This window comes from Streptomyces sp. NPDC045956 (assembly GCF_056430705.1).
The window spans coordinates 306,866-322,098 of record NZ_JBWKKZ010000006.1 but is presented as its reverse complement, the minus strand read 5'-3'; the positions used below and the strand labels follow the sequence as shown (position 1 = coordinate 322,098).

Here is a 15,233-nt window from a genome sequence, read left to right as displayed (position 1 = left end):
TCTCTTGTACGTCAGTTGTGCCGGGAACCGGCGAAGTCGGCGAACAGCTCCCGGCGCTGTTCCGGGGCCAGGTGGCAGGCGGACCCCCGGCCCTTCTCCACCTGGAGCAGGGGCTGCTCCGAGGAGCACAGCCCGCCGGGGACCTTCTCCACGAAGGCGCACCGCGGGTGGAACCGGCAGCCGGTCGGCGGGTTGAGCAGCGAGGGCGGCGAACCGGGGATCGGCTCCAGCGGCACGTCCACCGGCCCGTCCAGGCTCGGCATGGAACTCATCAGGCCCAGCGTGTACGGGTGCTGCGGGTCGCGCAGCACCTCCTGCTTCGTTCCGCGCTCCACGCACCGGCCGCCGTACATCACCAGCACGTCGTCCGCGATGTCGGCGATGACACCGAGGTCGTGGGTGATGAAGACGATGGCCGTGCCGAACTCCTGCTGGAGGTCCTTGAGCAGGTCCATGATCTGCGCCTGGACCGTCACGTCCAGCGCCGTGGTCGGCTCGTCCGCGATGAGCAGCTCGGGGTCGCAGACCAGCGCCATGGCGATCATCGCGCGCTGGCGCATACCGCCGGAGAACTGGTGCGGGTAGTCGTCCACCCGGACCTCCGGCTGCGGGATGCCCACCCGGCGCAGCATTTCGATCGCCCGCTGCCGAGCCTCCGCCTTGGAGGCGCCGGTGTGCTTGCGGTAGGTCTCGCCGATCTGCTTGCCGACGGTGTGGTACGGCGACAGCGAGGCCAGCGCGTCCTGGAAGATCATCGCCATCTTGTTGCCGCGCAGCCGCTCCAGCTGGCGTTCGGTGGCGGTGAGCAGGTCCTTGCCGTCGAGGACGATCTCGCCGTCGATCGCGGTGCGGTCCCGGTCGTGCAGGCCCAGGATCGTCAGGTTGGTGACCGACTTGCCCGAGCCCGACTCGCCGACGATGCCGAGCGTCTTGCCCTTGGCGACGTCGAAGGAGAGCCCGTCGACGGCCTTGACGATGCCGTCCTCGGTGGAGAAGTGGACCTTCAGGTCCCTGACGGAGAGGAAGGGCTGCTGTTCGGTGCTCGTCACGGGGACGCTCCAGGAGGTGATGCAGAGGGGGGTAGGGAGGGCGGAGGTCAGGCGAGCCGGATCCGCGGGTCGATGAGGGCGTAGACCGCGTCGACGACGATGTTGAAGAGGACGATCGCGCCGGCCGCCAGGACGGTGACGCCGAGCAGCATGGGCAGGTCGCTCTGGTTGACGGACTGGATGGCGAGCCGGCCGATGCCCTGGAGGCTGAAGGTCGTCTCGGTGATGATGGCGCCGCCGATCAGCACACCGAGGTCGATGCCGAAGAGGGTGACGATCGGGCCCATCGCGCCGCGCCAGGCGAAGCGGAAGAAGACGTTGCGCTTGGACAGGCCCTTGGCCCGCGCCGTGCGCACGTAGTCCTCGCTCAGCTGCTCCACCATCTGGGACCGCGTCATGCGGGTGTAGTTCGCGGTGAAGATGATCGCCAGCACCAGCCACGGCAGCAGCAGACCGGACATCCAGGCGGCCGGGTTCTCGGTGATCGGCGTGTACGACGGCTGGCTGAGGATGCCCAGCTCCGACACCAGGAAGAACATCGCGATGTAGCCGACGAAGTAGATCTGGAGCGAGGATCCGAGCAGGGACACCGAGCTGGCGAACTTGTCCAGGAACTTGCCCTGCTTGAGCGCCGCGAGCATGCCCGCGCCGACGCCGACGATCAGGAAGACGACGGACGCGCCGAAGGCGAGCGAGAGGGTCGTCGGCAGCCGGTCCATGATCGTGCCGAAGACGGGCTCGTTGTTGGCGAACGAGTAGCCGAGGCACGGCGCGTCGCAGTAGCCGTATCCGGCGTAGTCCCGGCCGGCGAAGATGCCGGAGAGCCAGTGCCAGTACTGCATCAGGATCGACTCGTCGATGCCCAGGTTCTTCCGAATCTGCTCCAGGTTCTCCGGCGTGCAGTTCTTGCCGCAGGACATCATGGCGGGGTCACGCGGGATGGCGTAGAAGAGCCAGAAGGTGACGGCGCTGATGATCAACAGGATGACCATCGCACCGGAGACTCGGCGGACTAGGAAGCGGAGCATGGGGCGTGACTTTCCGGACGGGGCGCCGTCGCCGGGGAGGTGTGAGGGGGGTGGGCCGTCGGGGCGGCCACGCGGGTGGTGGCCGCCCCGGGGCGCGCGTGCCTACTTCTTCGCGTAGAGCTTGCAGAGCGCGATGCAGGTGTTGCCGGCGTCGTACACGACGTTGCCGACCTTGGATCCGTGCATCCAGTTGCGGATCTTGTGGTAGTCCGGCACGACCGGCGCCAGTTCCATGATCTGACGGTCGATGGCGCCCCAGGCCTTCTTGGCCTCCTCGGGGTCCGCGATCTTGGAGGCGGCGTCGATCGCCTTGTTGACGCCCGTGTCGTTCAGCTGGGCGTAGTTGTTGCCGCCTTCACGGACGGAATCGCCGTGCCAGCAGGGGTAGAAGACCGAGTAGCCGTTCGGCCAGTCCGGGCTCCAGCCGGCGGCGAACAGGTCGTAGCCGTTGTCGAGCTTGCCGATCTGGGTGTAGAAGGTCGACTTGTCGATCTGCTTGTTGACGACCTTGAAGCCGGCCTCTTCCAGGGCGTTCTTGATCGCGACGGCCTGCTTCACCGAGTTGTCCGACTGCTGGTAGGCGATCACCAGCTTCTGGCCGACCTTGCCGGCCTCCTTCAGCAGTGCCTTGGCCTTGGCGGGGTCACCGCCGGGCTTCTTGGTGGTGCCGTACTGGTCGAACTTGGCGTAGCCGGGGGTCACCGGGCTGAGGATCGTGGTGGCGATCTCGCTGCCGGAGGCACCGCCCTTGATCGTCTGCAGCTGCTGGTGCGGCCAGGCCCAGTTGATGGCCTGACGCACCTTGACGTCGGTGATGCGGGTGGTGTTGATCGGCCAGTAGTAGGTGACCGTGTCGACCTGGGTGAGCACGCGCTTCTTCAGCTCGGCGTCGGTGAGTACCTGGGCGACCCGCTCGGGCGCGACCTCGTTGAAGATCGACATCGTGTACTGGTCGTTGCCCCGGTCCGCGAGGTAGCGGTCGGTGGAGGCCAGCAGTTCGAAGCCGAACTGGAAGTGGAACTTGTCCGGGTACGCGTTGCGGATCGGGTCCGTCTTCGGGTCCCAGTGCTCGTTGCGCACGTAGGTCAGGGACTTGCCGGCGCTGCGGCTCTCGATCTTGTACGGGCCGCAGGAGAACGGACGCTTGTCGTACTTCTCCTTGGTGTCGTGCTTCTTGGGCACCAGGGAGTAACCGCGCATGCCGAGCGTGTAGTTGAAGTCGCCGCGTGCTTCGCTGAGGCGGAAGGTGATGGTGCGGCCGTCGATCTCGATCGAGTCGAGGTGCTTGCCCTCGTAGGGGCCCTTGTACTTGTCGCCGCCCTCCAGCCACGACTGGACGTAGTGCGGGCCCTCGGTGAGGAAGGAGGCGAAGAGGCGCTCGAAGGTGTGACGGACGTCGTCCATCGAGACCTCGGAGCCGTCCTCCCACTTGAGGCCCTCCTTGATGGTGAAGGACCAGGTCTTCCCGCCGTCCTTCACCGTGCCGGCGTCGGTGGCGGCGTCGCCGACCAGGGTGGTGGCGCCCTTGTCGTCGATCTTGTAGCCGGTCAGTCCGCGCATGATCGGGACGGTGATGGCGCCCTCGGTCGAGACATAGATCTGCGCCGGGTCCATGTGGTCCATGTCGAACTGGTCGAGCGAGTAGATCGTCCCGCCCTTCACCGCGCCCTTGACCTCGGGGGCGGGACCGGTGGAGTCGGCCTTCGTGCCGACCGGGATGTCCATCGTCTTGCTGCCGCTGACCTTGAGGCCGCTGTCCTTGGACGAGCCGCCCTTGTCACCGCCGCAGGCGGTCAGGACCGAGGAGGAGGCCGCGACGACACCGGTCGCTATGAGGAAGTTTCTACGGGAGAAAGCCATGGTGAACCTACCAAGGGTGGGCATACGGGACGGAGTGGGCCGGCCGGACTCCTGTGTACGGACCGGGGAGGAACGGGTCAGCGCTTGGACTTCGGGTCGAGCGCGTCGCGCACCGAGTCGCCGAGCAGGTTGAAGGCGAGGACGAAGATCACCATCGACAGGCCCGGGAAGAGCATGAAGGTGATGTCCTCGGTGTAGAACTGGGCACCGCGCTGGATCATGACGCCCCAGTCCGGGGTCGGGTCGATCATGCCGACGCCGAGGAAGGCCAGACCCGCTTCGGCGGTCACGAAGGCCGGGAGCATGAGCGTGGACTGGATGATGATCGGTGTCCACAGGTTGGGCAGCAGCTCCTTGAAGACGATGCGCCGCGGCGAGGCGCCCGTGACCTTGGCGGCCTCGACGAACTCCCGCTCGCGCAGGCCCAGGACCTGGCCGCGCAGCAGACGGGCGAGGGAGGCCCAGCCGAAGCCGGAGAGCACGAGGATCAGGGAGACGGCCCGCAGCCAGGTCGGGATGTTCTCGTCGGGGGCGACGAACAGGCCGTAGACGACCGGCATGAAGGCGATGAAGAACAGCGTGGACGGGAACGACAGCAGGATGTCGATGACCCGGCCGACGAGGTAGTCCGTCTTGCCGCCGAGGTAGCCCGCCGTGATGCCGATCACGATGCCGAGGAAGGCGGTGACCAGCGTGGCGGCCACCGCGATGCCCAGCGAGGTCCGGATGCCGTAGAGCAGGAAGGTGAAGACGTCCCGGCCGAGCTGCGGCTCGACGCCGAACCAGAACTCCGAGCTCATTCCGCCGTTGGGGCCGGCCGGGTACGAGAAGGCGTCGAGCAGTTCGGGGCGCTGGCTCGCGTACGTGGTGTACGGGTCCTTGCCGTACAGCTTGGCTATGAGCGGCGCGGCGAGCGCGATCACGAAGAAGAAGATCACGATGGCCGCGGAGGCGACACCCGCACGGTCACGCTTGAAGCGCTTCCAGGCCAGCCGGCCCGGGGAGCGGCCCTCGCTGCCCTGAGGAGTGGTGGGCGTGGGCGACGTGACGACGCTGTCGTCGGTCACCGCGAGCGGGGCAGCCGCTGATGGAGTTGGGGGGGTCATGGTGCTCCTGGCCCAAGGGAGGGTCTGATGACTCCGCAGGGCGTCCCCCTACGGGCTACGCCGGACTTTTTCAACGCAATTCGTTCAAGGTCAATAAAATCCGGAACGGCTTGGCTCTGTCTTTACCTTCTTTACTGTTGCTTGAGCGAACCATAGCTACGCGTGTAGCGTGCTGTGATCGATTCGTGCCCTACATCGGGCCAACTGGACTAATCGGTCAAGGTGTTCGTTATGCGGACGCTAGATCGTCGAAATGTGTACACCGAGGGTTCTGAATCCAACGGTTCCGCATCGGATGGTGAAGATCTGTTGCGCCCCGTGTTCAAGATCCTTTGCGCCGGGTAGAAGCGCTGCCCCCCGACGGACCGCCGGTCGGTGACGGTGTGCTGTGGGGTTCCTCCAAAGGGAGGTATGCGTGTGCGATGTGCACCCTTTGCCCTGATGCTGACCGGTAATGGACCAGAGGACGAGTCAGCGATCCAGCCGAACGAGCCGGACGAGTCAGGGCACGAGGAGGCACTCCATGCGCGGAGCCAGGCACGCCAGATGGGCCGCATGCGCTGCGGCGGCAGCCCTCGCGGCGACGGCCTGCGGAGGCGGTGGCGACAGCGGCGGGGACACCGGCGCGGTGCTCAGCTCCTCGTGGGGCGACCCGCAGAACCCGCTGGAGCCGGCCAACACCAACGAGGTGCAGGGCGGCAAGGTCCTCGACATGATCTTCCGGGGGCTGAAGAAGTACGACCCGAAGACCGGCGAGGCCCAGGACATGCTCGCCGAGAAGATCGAGACCTCCGACTCGCAGAACTTCACCGTCACCGTCAAGGACGGCTGGACCTTCAGCAACGGCGAGAAGGTGACCGCCCAGTCCTTCGTGGACGCCTGGAACTACGGCGCGAGCCTGAAGAACAACCAGCGCAACGCCTACTTCTTCAGCTACATCGACGGCTACGACAAGGCCCACCCCGAGGACGGCGGCGAGCAGAGCGCCGACACCCTGTCCGGGCTGAAGGTCACCGGGCCCCGCACCTTCACCGTCAAGCTCAGCCAGAAGTTCTCGACGTTCCCCGACACCCTCGGCTACCCGGCCTTCGCCCCCCTGCCCCGCGCGTTCTTCGACGACCACGACGCCTGGCTGAAGAAGCCGGTCGGCAACGGCCCCTACCAGGTCGACAACTACACCCGCGGCTCCCAGATGTCCCTCAGGAAGTGGGACCAGTACCCCGGTGACGACAAGGCGCAGAACGGCGGCGTCGACCTGAAGGTCTACACCGACAACAACACCGCCTACACCGACCTGATGGCGGGCAACCTCGACCTGGTCGACGACGTCCCGGCCGCCCAGCTCAAGAACGTCGAGAACGACCTCGGCGACCGGTACATCAACACCCCGGCCGGCATCATCCAGACCCTCGCCTTCCCGTTCTACGACGAGGCCTGGAACAAGCCGGGCTCCGAGAAGGTCCGCAAGGGCCTCTCCATGGCGATCGACCGCAAGCAGATCACCGACACGATCTTCCAGCAGACCCGCACCCCGGCCACCGACTGGACCTCACCCGTGCTCGGTGAGGACGGCGGCTTCAAGGAGGGCCTGTGCGGTGAGGCCTGCGAGTACAACCCGGAGGAGGCCAGGAAGCTGGTCAAGGACGGCGGCGGACTGCCCGGCGGCCAGGTGAAGATCACCTACAACGCGGACACCGGCTCCCACGGCCAGTGGGTCGACGCGGTGTGCAACTCCATCAACAACGCCCTGGAGAACGACCGCGCCTGCGTCGGGAACCCCGTCGGCACCTTCGCCGACTTCCGCAACCAGATCACCGACCGCAAGATGAGCGGCCCCTTCCGGGCCGGCTGGCAGATGGACTACCCCCTCATCCAGAACTTCCTCCAGCCGCTGTACTACACCAACGCCTCCTCCAACGACGGCAAGTGGTCCGACAAGGAGTTCGACGACCTCGTCGACAAGGCCAACGCCGAGGCCGACACCGCCAAGGCCGTCGGCATCTTCCAGCAGGCCGAGGAGGTCCTGCGGGACGAGATGGGCGCCATCCCGCTCTGGTACCAGAACGGCAGCGCCGGCTACTCCGACCGGCTGTCCGACGTGGAGCTCAACCCGTTCAGCGTCCCGGTCTACAACGAGATCAAGGTCGGCTGAGGGGGCGCCATGGGACGCTACGTCGTCCGGCGGCTGCTCCAGATGATCCCGGTCTTCATCGGGGCCACGCTGCTGATCTTCCTGATGGTCAACGTGATGGGCGACCCCATCGCGGGACTCTGTGGCGACCGGGAGTGCGACCCGGCGACCGCCGCGCAGCTGCGGAAGGAGTTCGGCCTCGACAAGCCCGTGTGGCAGCAGTACCTGACCTACATGGGCAACGTCTTCACCGGGGACTTCGGCACCGCCTTCAACGGTCAGCCGGTCACCGAGCTGATGGGCACGGCCTTCCCCGTCACCATCCGCCTGACGATCGTGGCGATCCTCTTCGAGATCGTCGTCGGCATCGTCCTCGGCGTCGTCACCGGCCTGCGCCGCGGCCGCCCGGTCGACACCGGGGTCCTGCTGCTCACCCTGGTCGTGATCTCCGTCCCGACCTTCGTCACCGGCCTGCTGCTCCAGCTGCTCCTCGGCGTCAAATGGGGCTGGATCGACCCGGCCGTCTCCTCCGAGGCGGCCTTCGGCGAGCTGATCGTCCCCGGCCTGGTCCTCGCCTCGGTCTCCCTGGCCTACGTCACCCGCCTGACCCGGACCTCCATCGCGGAGAACCGGCGCTCCGACTACGTCCGCACCGCCGTCGCCAAGGGCCTGCCCCGGCACCGGGTCATCACCCGGCACCTGCTGCGCAACTCCCTCATCCCGGTCGTCACCTTCATCGGCACCGACATCGGCGCCCTGATGGGCGGCGCCATCGTCACCGAGCGGATCTTCAACATCCACGGCGTCGGCTACCAGCTCTACCAGGGCATCCTCCGGCAGAACACCCAGACCGTCGTCGGCTTCGTCACCGTCCTGGTCCTCGTCTTCCTCGTCGCCAACCTCCTCGTCGACCTCCTGTACGCCGTACTCGACCCGAGGATCCGCTATGCCTGACCAGCAGCAGCCCTACGAGCCCGAGCGCGCCGTCGCAGGCACCGGCATGGGCGGCACGATGGACCTGGGCGCGAGCGAGGCGATCACGCTGGAGCAGCCGCCCGGCCCCGACGGAGCGCGCCCCGAGGACAAGCCCCGCAGCCTCTGGTCCGACGCCTGGCACGACCTGCGCCGCAACCCCGTCTTCATCATCTCGGCGCTGGTGATCCTCTTCCTGGTCGTCATCTCGATCTGGCCCTCGCTGATCGCGTCCGGCAGCCCCCTCAAGTGCGACCTCGCCAAGGCCCAGGAGGGGTCGCAGGCCGGCCACCCCTTCGGCTTCAACGGCCAGGGCTGCGACGTCTACACCCGCACCGTCTACGGCGCCCGCACCTCGGTGGCGGTCGGCGTCCTCGCCACGCTCGGCGTCGCCGTCCTCGGCAGCGTGCTCGGCGGGCTCGCCGGTTTCTTCGGCGGCGTGGGGGACTCGATCCTGTCCCGGATCACCGACGTGTTCTTCGCCATCCCGGTCGTCCTCGGCGGGCTGGTCCTGCTCTCCGTCATCACCAGCAACACCGTCTGGCCGGTCATCGGCTTCATCGTGCTGCTCGGCTGGCCGCAGATCTCCCGCATTGCCCGCGGCTCGGTCATCACCGCCAAGCAGAACGACTACGTCCAGGCCGCCCGCGCGCTGGGCGCCTCCAACTCCCGGCTCCTGCTGCGGCACATCGCGCCCAACGCCGTCGCCCCCGTCATCGTCGTCGCCACGATCGCGCTCGGCACCTACATCTCCCTGGAGGCGACGCTGTCCTTCCTCGGCGTCGGCCTCAAGCCGCCCAGCGTCTCCTGGGGCATCGACATCTCCGCCGCCGCCCCCTACGTCCGCAACGCCCCGCACGCCCTGCTGTGGCCCTCGGGCGCGCTGGCGATCACCGTCCTGGCGTTCATCATGCTCGGCGACGCGGTGCGCGACGCCCTCGACCCGAAGCTGAGGTGAGCCGCCGCATGCTGCTCGAAGTGCGCGACCTGCACGTGGAGTTCCGCACCAGGGACGGCGTCGCCAAGGCCGTCAACGGCGTCAGCTACGGCGTGGACGCGGGCGAGACCCTCGCCGTCCTCGGCGAGTCCGGCTCCGGCAAGTCGGTCACCGCACAGACGGTCATGGGCATCCTCGACGTGCCGCCGGGCCGGATCACCGGGGGCGAGATCCTCTTCGAGGGCCGGGACCTGCTGAAGCTCAAGGAGGATGAGCGCCGCAGGATCCGCGGCGCCGAGATGGCGATGATCTTCCAGGACGCGCTGTCGTCGCTGAACCCGGTCCTGACCGTCGGTGACCAGCTCGGCGAGATGTTCACCGTGCACCGGGGCATGTCCCGCAAGGACGCCCGCGCCAAGGCCGTCGAACTGATGGACCGCGTGCGCATCCCGGCCGCGAAGGAGCGGGTGCGGCAGTACCCGCACCAGTTCTCCGGCGGCATGCGCCAGCGCATCATGATCGCCATGGCGATGGCCCTGGAGCCGAAGCTGATCATCGCCGACGAGCCCACCACCGCCCTCGACGTCACCGTCCAGGCCCAGGTCATGGAACTCCTCGCGGAACTCCAGCGCGAGCTGCACATGGGCCTGATCCTCATCACCCACGACCTGGGCGTGGTCGCGGACGTCGCCGACAAGATCGCCGTGATGTACGCGGGCCGGATCGTGGAGACGGCACCGGTGCACGACATCTACAAGGCACCGGCCCACCCGTACACCCGCGGCCTGCTGGACTCCATCCCGCGCCTGGACCAGAAGGGCCAGGAGCTGTACGCCATCAAGGGCCTGCCGCCCAACCTCACCCGCATCCCGCCCGGCTGCGCCTTCCACCCCCGCTGCCCGATGGCCCAGGACGTCTGCCGCACCGACGTACCGCCGCTGTACGAGGTGACGGAGTCGGAGTCGGAGCGGGGCAGCGCCTGCCACTTCTGGAGGGAGTGCCTGCATGGCTGAGCCGATCCTGGAGGTCCGGGGCCTCGTCAAGCACTACCCGCTCACCACCGGCATCCTCTTCAGGAAGCAGGTCGGGGCCGTCAAGGCGGTCGACGGCGTCGACTTCCACCTCGACCGCGGCGAGACCCTCGGCATCGTCGGCGAGTCCGGCTGCGGCAAGTCGACGGTCGCCAAGATGCTGGTCAACCTGGAGCGGCCGACGGCCGGCGAGATCCGCTACAAGGGCGAGGACATCACCCGCCTCTCGGGCCGTGCGCTGAAGGCCGTGCGCCGCAACATCCAGATGGTCTTCCAGGACCCCTACACCTCCCTCAACCCCCGGATGACGGTGGGCGACATCATCGGGGAGGCGTACGACATCCATCCGGAGGTCGCCCCGAAGGGCGACCGGCGACAGCGGGTCCAGCACCTGCTCGACGTGGTCGGCCTGAACCCCGAGTACATCAACCGCTACCCCCACCAGTTCTCCGGCGGCCAGCGCCAGCGCATCGGTATCGCCCGCGGACTCGCCCTGCGCCCGGAGATCATCGTCGCGGACGAACCGGTCTCGGCCCTGGACGTCTCGGTGCAGGCGCAGGTCATCAACCTGATGGGCCGGCTCCAGGACGAGTTCGACCTGTCCTACATCTTCATCGCCCACGACCTGTCGATCGTCCGGCACATCTCGGACCGGGTCGGCGTGATGTACCTCGGCCGCATCGTGGAGACCGGCCGGGACGCCGAGATCTACGACCACCCCACCCACCCGTACACCCAGGCCCTGCTGTCCGCCGTGCCGGTGCCCGACCCTCGGGCCCGGGAGCACCGCGAGCGGATCATCCTGACCGGTGACGTCCCCTCGCCCACCGCCATCCCCTCCGGATGCCGCTTCCGCACCCGCTGCTGGAAGGCGCGGGAGCGGTGCGCCCTGGAGGTGCCGGCGCTCGCGGTGCCCGCGGAGTTCCGGCACGCCACCGGCCCCGCGGCCCATGACTCGGCGTGCCACTTCGCGGAGGAGAAGCAGGTGGTGCCGCCGGAGACGGACGCCGACGGCGACGGCGGACGGAAGGGCGGGCACGGCAGCGGGCCGGGGTGACATGGCACTCCCCGGCCCGCTCACGGCACCCGCACGGCCGCACGCTGAACAGCGTCACGCGTCCGTATATCGGTACCGCTTCGGTTGAGTTGCCCGCGTGTTAAAGCGGCCGGCGCGAACGCGTGACGTCAGCCGAGCGACCGCTTGAGGAAGTCCACCTGGAGCAGCAGCAGGTTCTCGGCGACCGACTCCTGCGGGGTCATGTGGGTGACGCCGGACAGGGGGAGCACCTCGTGGGGGCGGCCGGCGGCGAGCAGGGCCGAGGACAGGCGCAGGGAGTGGGCGACGACCACGTTGTCGTCCACCAGCCCGTGGATGACCATCATCGGGCGGTGCGGCTCTGCCGCGTCCACCAGGCCCGCGTCGTCGATCACCGAGTTGCGGCGGTAGACCTCCGGCTGCTCGTCGGGATGGCCGACGTACCGCTCCTGGTAGTGCGTGTCGTACAGGCGCAGGTCGGTGACCGGGGCGCCCACGACCGCGGCGTGGAAGACGTCCGGCCGGCGCAGGGCCGCCAGCGCCGCCAGGTACCCGCCGAAGGACCAGCCGCGGACGGCGACACGGTTCAGGTCGAGCGGGAAGTCGGCGGCGAGGGCGTGCAGCGCGTCCACCTGGTCCTGGAGCACGACGGCGGCCACGTCGTCCTTGATGGCCTTCTCCCAGGCGGGGGACCGTCCCGGAGTGCCCCGCCCGTCGGCGACGATCACCGCGAACCCCTGGTCGGCGAACCACTGCGAGGTGAGGTGGGCGTTGTGGGCGGCGACCACGCGCTGGCCGTGGGGGCCACCGTACGGGTCGAGGAGGACGGGGAGGGGGGTGTCACCGTGGTAGTCCCTTGGCATAAGCACGGCGCACGGGACACGGCGTGCGCCCCCCTGGGTGAGCGTCACGCGCGGGGACAAACCGGGGTCTTCGGCATAGGAGGCCACGGTCGAGACCGGCTTCCCGTCCCGCAGTACCTGAGCCCGGGCGCCGGGCCGGTCGAGCGTCGCGGAGACGAGAACGGTCACGCCCCCGGCGCGCACCGCCGAGTGCACGCCGGCCTCCTGCGAGACGCGCTCCACGCCGAGTTCGTTGACCCGGTACACATGCACTTCACCGATTTCCGGATCGGCCGCCTCCGCACCGGCGGACGCGGAGACCAGCACGTCGTCGCCCGAGACGTCCAGTACGGCCCGCAGGTGCAACTGCGCTCCGGTGAGCGGTCGTTCCCCCACCGCCAGCACCCGCGCACCACCCTCGTCGGTGATCCGTACGAGCTGTCCGGAAGGGCTCCAGCAGGGCACCCCGGGGAAGAGTTCCAGCCAAACTGGATCTTCGTCGGCGTGCACCATCCGGGTCGTGCCGGACTCGGTGTCCACGGCCAGGAACAACTGGCTGCGCTGGTCGCGCGCCTGGACGAGGAGGAGCGGCGCACCCGCCGCTGACCAGTGCACTCGCGCCAGATACGGATACCGCGCCCGGTCCCAGAGGACCTCCGTGCGCCCCCCGTCCAGCCCGATCAGGAACAGCCGTACGTCCGCGTTGGCGGTGCCCGCCGCCGGGTACGGCACGTGGTGTGGATCACGCTCGGGGTGGGCCGGGTCGGAGATCCACCAGCGGCTGACCGGCGTGTCGTCCACGCGCGCCACCAGCAGCCGGTCCGACTCCGGACCCCACCAGAAGCCCCGGCTGCGCGCCATCTCCTCGGCGGCGATGAACTCGGCCAGCCCGTAGGTGACGCCCTCCGCGTCGGCCTCGGCCAGTGCCCGGTCCCCGTCCCCCTCGGCCCCCACCACGCGCAGGGCGCCCTGGGCGACGTAGGCGACGTGCCGTCCGTCGGGGGAGGGGCGCGGGTCGATCACCGGCCCCGGGGCGGGCAGTTCGCGTGCCGTCCCGGCCCGCAGTTCGGCCGCGAAGAGCCGCCCCGACAGGGCGAAAGCGGCCAGCTCGACGGTCGAGTCGGTGGCATAGCCGACGATGCCGGCGCCGCCCTCGCGGCTGCGCTCGCGCCGGGCCCGCTCCTCGGGCGACAGGTGCTCCTCGGCGCCGCCGAGCAGGGCGCGGGGGTCGGCCGCGACGCGCTCCCCGCCCTCCTCGACGTCGAGGACCCACAGCGCGTTGGCCCGGTCCGCACCGGAACCGGAGCGCAGGAAGGCGACCCGTGAACCGTCGGGTGCCACGGTGAACGAACGCGGCGCGCCGAGCGTGAACCGCTGGGTGCGGGCGTGCCGTTTGGGGAAGGAATCGGACTCGGTCGTCATGCCCTGACCATATTGGCCATGCGCCCCCTTGTGCGGCTGTGCGCCGAGAGATGCGCGCGCACGGATAGTTATGATCACTAGCGCATAGTGGGTACCAACCAGTTGCCTGCTGCGTGGATTTATCTGCTCCGAGCTCTGACTGCGTCCGACCCCCCGTGTCCCTGGGCCCATTGGAGGTGAGCCGCCGTGGCACTCTCGATTTCGGCGGTTGTGCTGCTGGCGATCATCGTCTTCCTGCTGGTCAAGAAGTCAGGACTGAAGGCGGGGCACGCGGTCGTGTGCATGCTCCTCGGCTTCTACCTGGCCTCGTCGACCGTCGCGCCCACGATCAGTGAGCTGACGACGAACATCGCAGGGATGATCGGGAGCATCGACTTCTGACCCGGCCGTGCACCCGGCCGCACGCCGGCCCGCGCCCGGACGGTCTCCCGCGTGAGGAGGACGGGCGCGCGGCCTCATAGGGTGGTCCCATGACGGAACAGCCCGCCCGGCGTCTGCTGCTGGTGCACGCGCACCCGGACGACGAGTCGATCAACAACGGCGTCACCATGGCCAGGTACGCGGCCGAGGGCGCCCACGTGACCCTGGTGACCTGCACCCTCGGCGAGCGCGGCGAGGTCATCCCGCCCGAGCTGGCGCACCTGACCGGGCCCGCGCTCGGCGGGCACCGCCGCGAGGAGCTGGCGGCCGCGATGCGCGCGCTCGGCGTGGACGACGTCCGGCTGCTGGGCGGGCCGGGGCGCTTCGCCGACTCGGGGATGCTGGGCCTGCCCGACAACGAGGACCCCGGCTGCCTGTGGCAGGCGGACGTCGACCGGGCCGCAGCGCTCCTCGTCGACGTGATCCGCGAGGTGCGCCCCCAGGTCCTCGTCACCTACGACCCCGACGGCGGCTACGGCCACCCCGACCACATCCAGGCCCACCGCATCGCCATGCGCGCCGTCGAGCTGGCGGAGGAGGCCGGCTGCCCGGTCGCCAAGGTCTACTGGAACCGCGTGCCGCGCACCGTCGCCGAGGACGCCTTCGCCCGCCTCCGCGACGAGCTGCCCGGGCTGCCGTTCGACGAGGCGGCCGGGGTCGAGGACGTCCCGGGTGTCGTACCGGACGAGGTGATCACCACCGAGATCCGCGGCGACGCCCCCGCCCGCGCCGCCAAGGCCGCCGCCATGCGCGCCCACGCCACGCAGATCACCGTGGCCGAACCGTACTTCGTCCTCTCCAACGAACTGGCCCAGCCGCTCTTCACCACCGAGTACTACGAACTGGTGCGGGGCGAGCGGGCCGGCGACGCGGGCGCCCGCGAGGAGGACCTGTTCGCCGGGCTCGGACTCGGGACCGGGACCGGTACGGGCAACGGGACCGGGATCGGAGCGGCGTGGTGAGCGGGCGGAACGAGCCGTCGGCCTCCGCCCTGGCCCAGCCGCTGCGGGCGCCGTCCCTCGGCCGGGCCGCCCTGTACCTGGGCCTCTTCCTGCTCGGTGCCGTGGTCGGGGTGGCCGGGGCACTGCTCCAGCCCGCGTGGTTCCCGGGCGGGCTGCTGCTCGCGCTGGCCGCGGAGGCGGGCCTCTGCCTCGGCGCGGGCCGGGCCGTGGGGCGCCGGGGCGGGGCCGTCGCGCCCGCCGCGGGCTGGGCCCTCGCCGTGGTCCTGCTCACCACCAGCCGCCCGGAGGGCGACTTCCTCTTCGCCGCGGGAAGCGGCTCCTATCTCTTCCTGCTCGGTGGTATCGCCGTCGCTGTGATGTGCGCCACCCTCGCGCCGGTGCGGCAACCGGACGGCGGCGCCGACCGACTTCGCAAGTGACGTACTGCTTCGCCAAGA

13 protein-coding genes are annotated in these 15,233 nt (G+C 69.2%); 8 read left to right on the top strand and 5 right to left on the bottom strand.

Going from position 1 to position 15,233, the window contains the following annotated elements; all coding sequences use genetic code 11:
* Positions 1-11 precede the first annotated feature (11 nt).
* The 4 genes from AC07FV_RS18465 to AC07FV_RS18450 form a co-directional block, all read right to left on the bottom strand.
* On the bottom strand, positions 12-1,049 hold the full coding sequence (locus AC07FV_RS18465; protein ID WP_479088414.1) for an ABC transporter ATP-binding protein: 1,038 nt from the start codon (positions 1,047-1,049) through the stop codon (positions 12-14).
* 47 nt (positions 1,050-1,096) lie between these two features.
* Entirely contained in the window at positions 1,097-2,077 is a 981-nt protein-coding gene (locus tag AC07FV_RS18460) for an ABC transporter permease (protein WP_479088412.1), read from the bottom strand.
* A gap of 102 nt (positions 2,078-2,179) precedes the next feature.
* A complete protein-coding gene (locus AC07FV_RS18455; protein ID WP_479088410.1) occupies positions 2,180-3,937 on the bottom strand; it encodes an ABC transporter substrate-binding protein in 1,758 nt (585 codons plus the stop codon).
* Between the two features lie 77 nt (positions 3,938-4,014).
* Entirely contained in the window at positions 4,015-5,043 is a 1,029-nt protein-coding gene (locus tag AC07FV_RS18450) for an ABC transporter permease (protein ID WP_479088409.1), read from the bottom strand.
* A gap of 523 nt (positions 5,044-5,566) precedes the next feature.
* Between AC07FV_RS18450 and AC07FV_RS18445 the strand changes: the two genes are divergently transcribed.
* The 5 genes from AC07FV_RS18445 to AC07FV_RS18425 are packed head-to-tail and all read left to right on the top strand — an operon-like array spanning position 5,567 to position 11,171.
* Positions 5,567-7,195, top strand: a complete 1,629-nt coding sequence (locus tag AC07FV_RS18445) for a peptide ABC transporter substrate-binding protein (RefSeq protein WP_479088407.1) — start codon at positions 5,567-5,569, stop codon at positions 7,193-7,195.
* Positions 7,196-7,204: 9 nt separating this feature from the next.
* Positions 7,205-8,128 carry an ABC transporter permease gene (locus AC07FV_RS18440; RefSeq protein WP_479088405.1) on the top strand — a complete coding sequence of 308 codons (924 nt, stop codon included), beginning with the start codon at positions 7,205-7,207 and terminating at the stop codon, positions 8,126-8,128.
* Positions 8,121-9,104: an ABC transporter permease gene (locus AC07FV_RS18435; RefSeq protein ID WP_479088403.1), complete on the top strand. Its 984-nt coding sequence runs from the start codon at positions 8,121-8,123 to the stop codon at positions 9,102-9,104. The genes AC07FV_RS18440 and AC07FV_RS18435 overlap by 8 nt, the downstream gene beginning before the upstream one ends.
* Before the next feature lie 8 nt (positions 9,105-9,112).
* A complete protein-coding gene (locus AC07FV_RS18430) occupies positions 9,113-10,096 on the top strand; it encodes an ABC transporter ATP-binding protein (protein ID WP_479088402.1) in 984 nt (327 codons plus the stop codon).
* Positions 10,089-11,171 carry an ABC transporter ATP-binding protein gene (locus tag AC07FV_RS18425; protein ID WP_479088400.1) on the top strand — a complete coding sequence of 361 codons (1,083 nt, stop codon included), beginning with the start codon at positions 10,089-10,091 and terminating at the stop codon, positions 11,169-11,171. Before AC07FV_RS18430 ends, AC07FV_RS18425 begins: the two co-directional genes overlap by 8 nt.
* Positions 11,172-11,299: 128 nt before the next feature.
* Here AC07FV_RS18425 and AC07FV_RS18420 read toward each other — a convergent pair whose 3' ends face one another.
* Positions 11,300-13,414, bottom strand: coding sequence for a S9 family peptidase (locus AC07FV_RS18420; protein WP_479088398.1), 2,115 nt, complete (start codon positions 13,412-13,414; stop codon positions 11,300-11,302).
* A 186-nt stretch (positions 13,415-13,600) separates the two neighbouring features.
* Here AC07FV_RS18420 and AC07FV_RS18415 point away from each other — a divergent pair, with 186 nt between their 5' ends.
* The 3 genes from AC07FV_RS18415 (at position 13,601) to AC07FV_RS18405 (ending at position 15,215) form a co-directional block, all read left to right on the top strand.
* The gene (locus AC07FV_RS18415) at positions 13,601-13,795 is read left to right on the top strand and encodes a hypothetical protein (RefSeq protein WP_383644924.1); all 195 of its coding nucleotides are present in this window, start codon (positions 13,601-13,603) and stop codon (positions 13,793-13,795) included.
* An 89-nt stretch (positions 13,796-13,884) separates the two neighbouring features.
* The gene (mshB, locus tag AC07FV_RS18410; RefSeq protein WP_479088396.1) at positions 13,885-14,796 is read left to right on the top strand and encodes an N-acetyl-1-D-myo-inositol-2-amino-2-deoxy-alpha-D-glucopyranoside deacetylase; all 912 of its coding nucleotides are present in this window, start codon (positions 13,885-13,887) and stop codon (positions 14,794-14,796) included.
* Entirely contained in the window at positions 14,793-15,215 is a 423-nt protein-coding gene (locus AC07FV_RS18405) for a DUF6113 family protein (protein WP_383644930.1), read from the top strand. The genes mshB and AC07FV_RS18405 overlap by 4 nt, the downstream gene beginning before the upstream one ends.
* The last annotated feature ends 18 nt before the right edge of the window (positions 15,216-15,233 follow it).

Coding starts and splice junctions, on each gene's coding strand:
- AC07FV_RS18440 (WP_479088405.1), top strand. CDS start 7,205: ATGGGACGCTACGTCGTCCGGCGGCTGCTCCAGATGATCCCGGTCTTC.
- AC07FV_RS18430 (WP_479088402.1), top strand. CDS start 9,113: ATGCTGCTCGAAGTGCGCGACCTGCACGTGGAGTTCCGCACCAGGGAC.
- AC07FV_RS18435 (WP_479088403.1), top strand. CDS start 8,121: ATGCCTGACCAGCAGCAGCCCTACGAGCCCGAGCGCGCCGTCGCAGGC.
- AC07FV_RS18455 (WP_479088410.1), bottom strand. CDS start 3,937: ATGGCTTTCTCCCGTAGAAACTTCCTCATAGCGACCGGTGTCGTCGCG.
- AC07FV_RS18460 (WP_479088412.1), bottom strand. CDS start 2,077: ATGCTCCGCTTCCTAGTCCGCCGAGTCTCCGGTGCGATGGTCATCCTG.
- AC07FV_RS18420 (WP_479088398.1), bottom strand. CDS start 13,414: ATGACGACCGAGTCCGATTCCTTCCCCAAACGGCACGCCCGCACCCAG.
- AC07FV_RS18425 (WP_479088400.1), top strand. CDS start 10,089: ATGGCTGAGCCGATCCTGGAGGTCCGGGGCCTCGTCAAGCACTACCCG.
- AC07FV_RS18450 (WP_479088409.1), bottom strand. CDS start 5,043: ATGACCCCCCCAACTCCATCAGCGGCTGCCCCGCTCGCGGTGACCGAC.
- mshB (WP_479088396.1), top strand. CDS start 13,885: ATGACGGAACAGCCCGCCCGGCGTCTGCTGCTGGTGCACGCGCACCCG.
- AC07FV_RS18445 (WP_479088407.1), top strand. CDS start 5,567: ATGCGCGGAGCCAGGCACGCCAGATGGGCCGCATGCGCTGCGGCGGCA.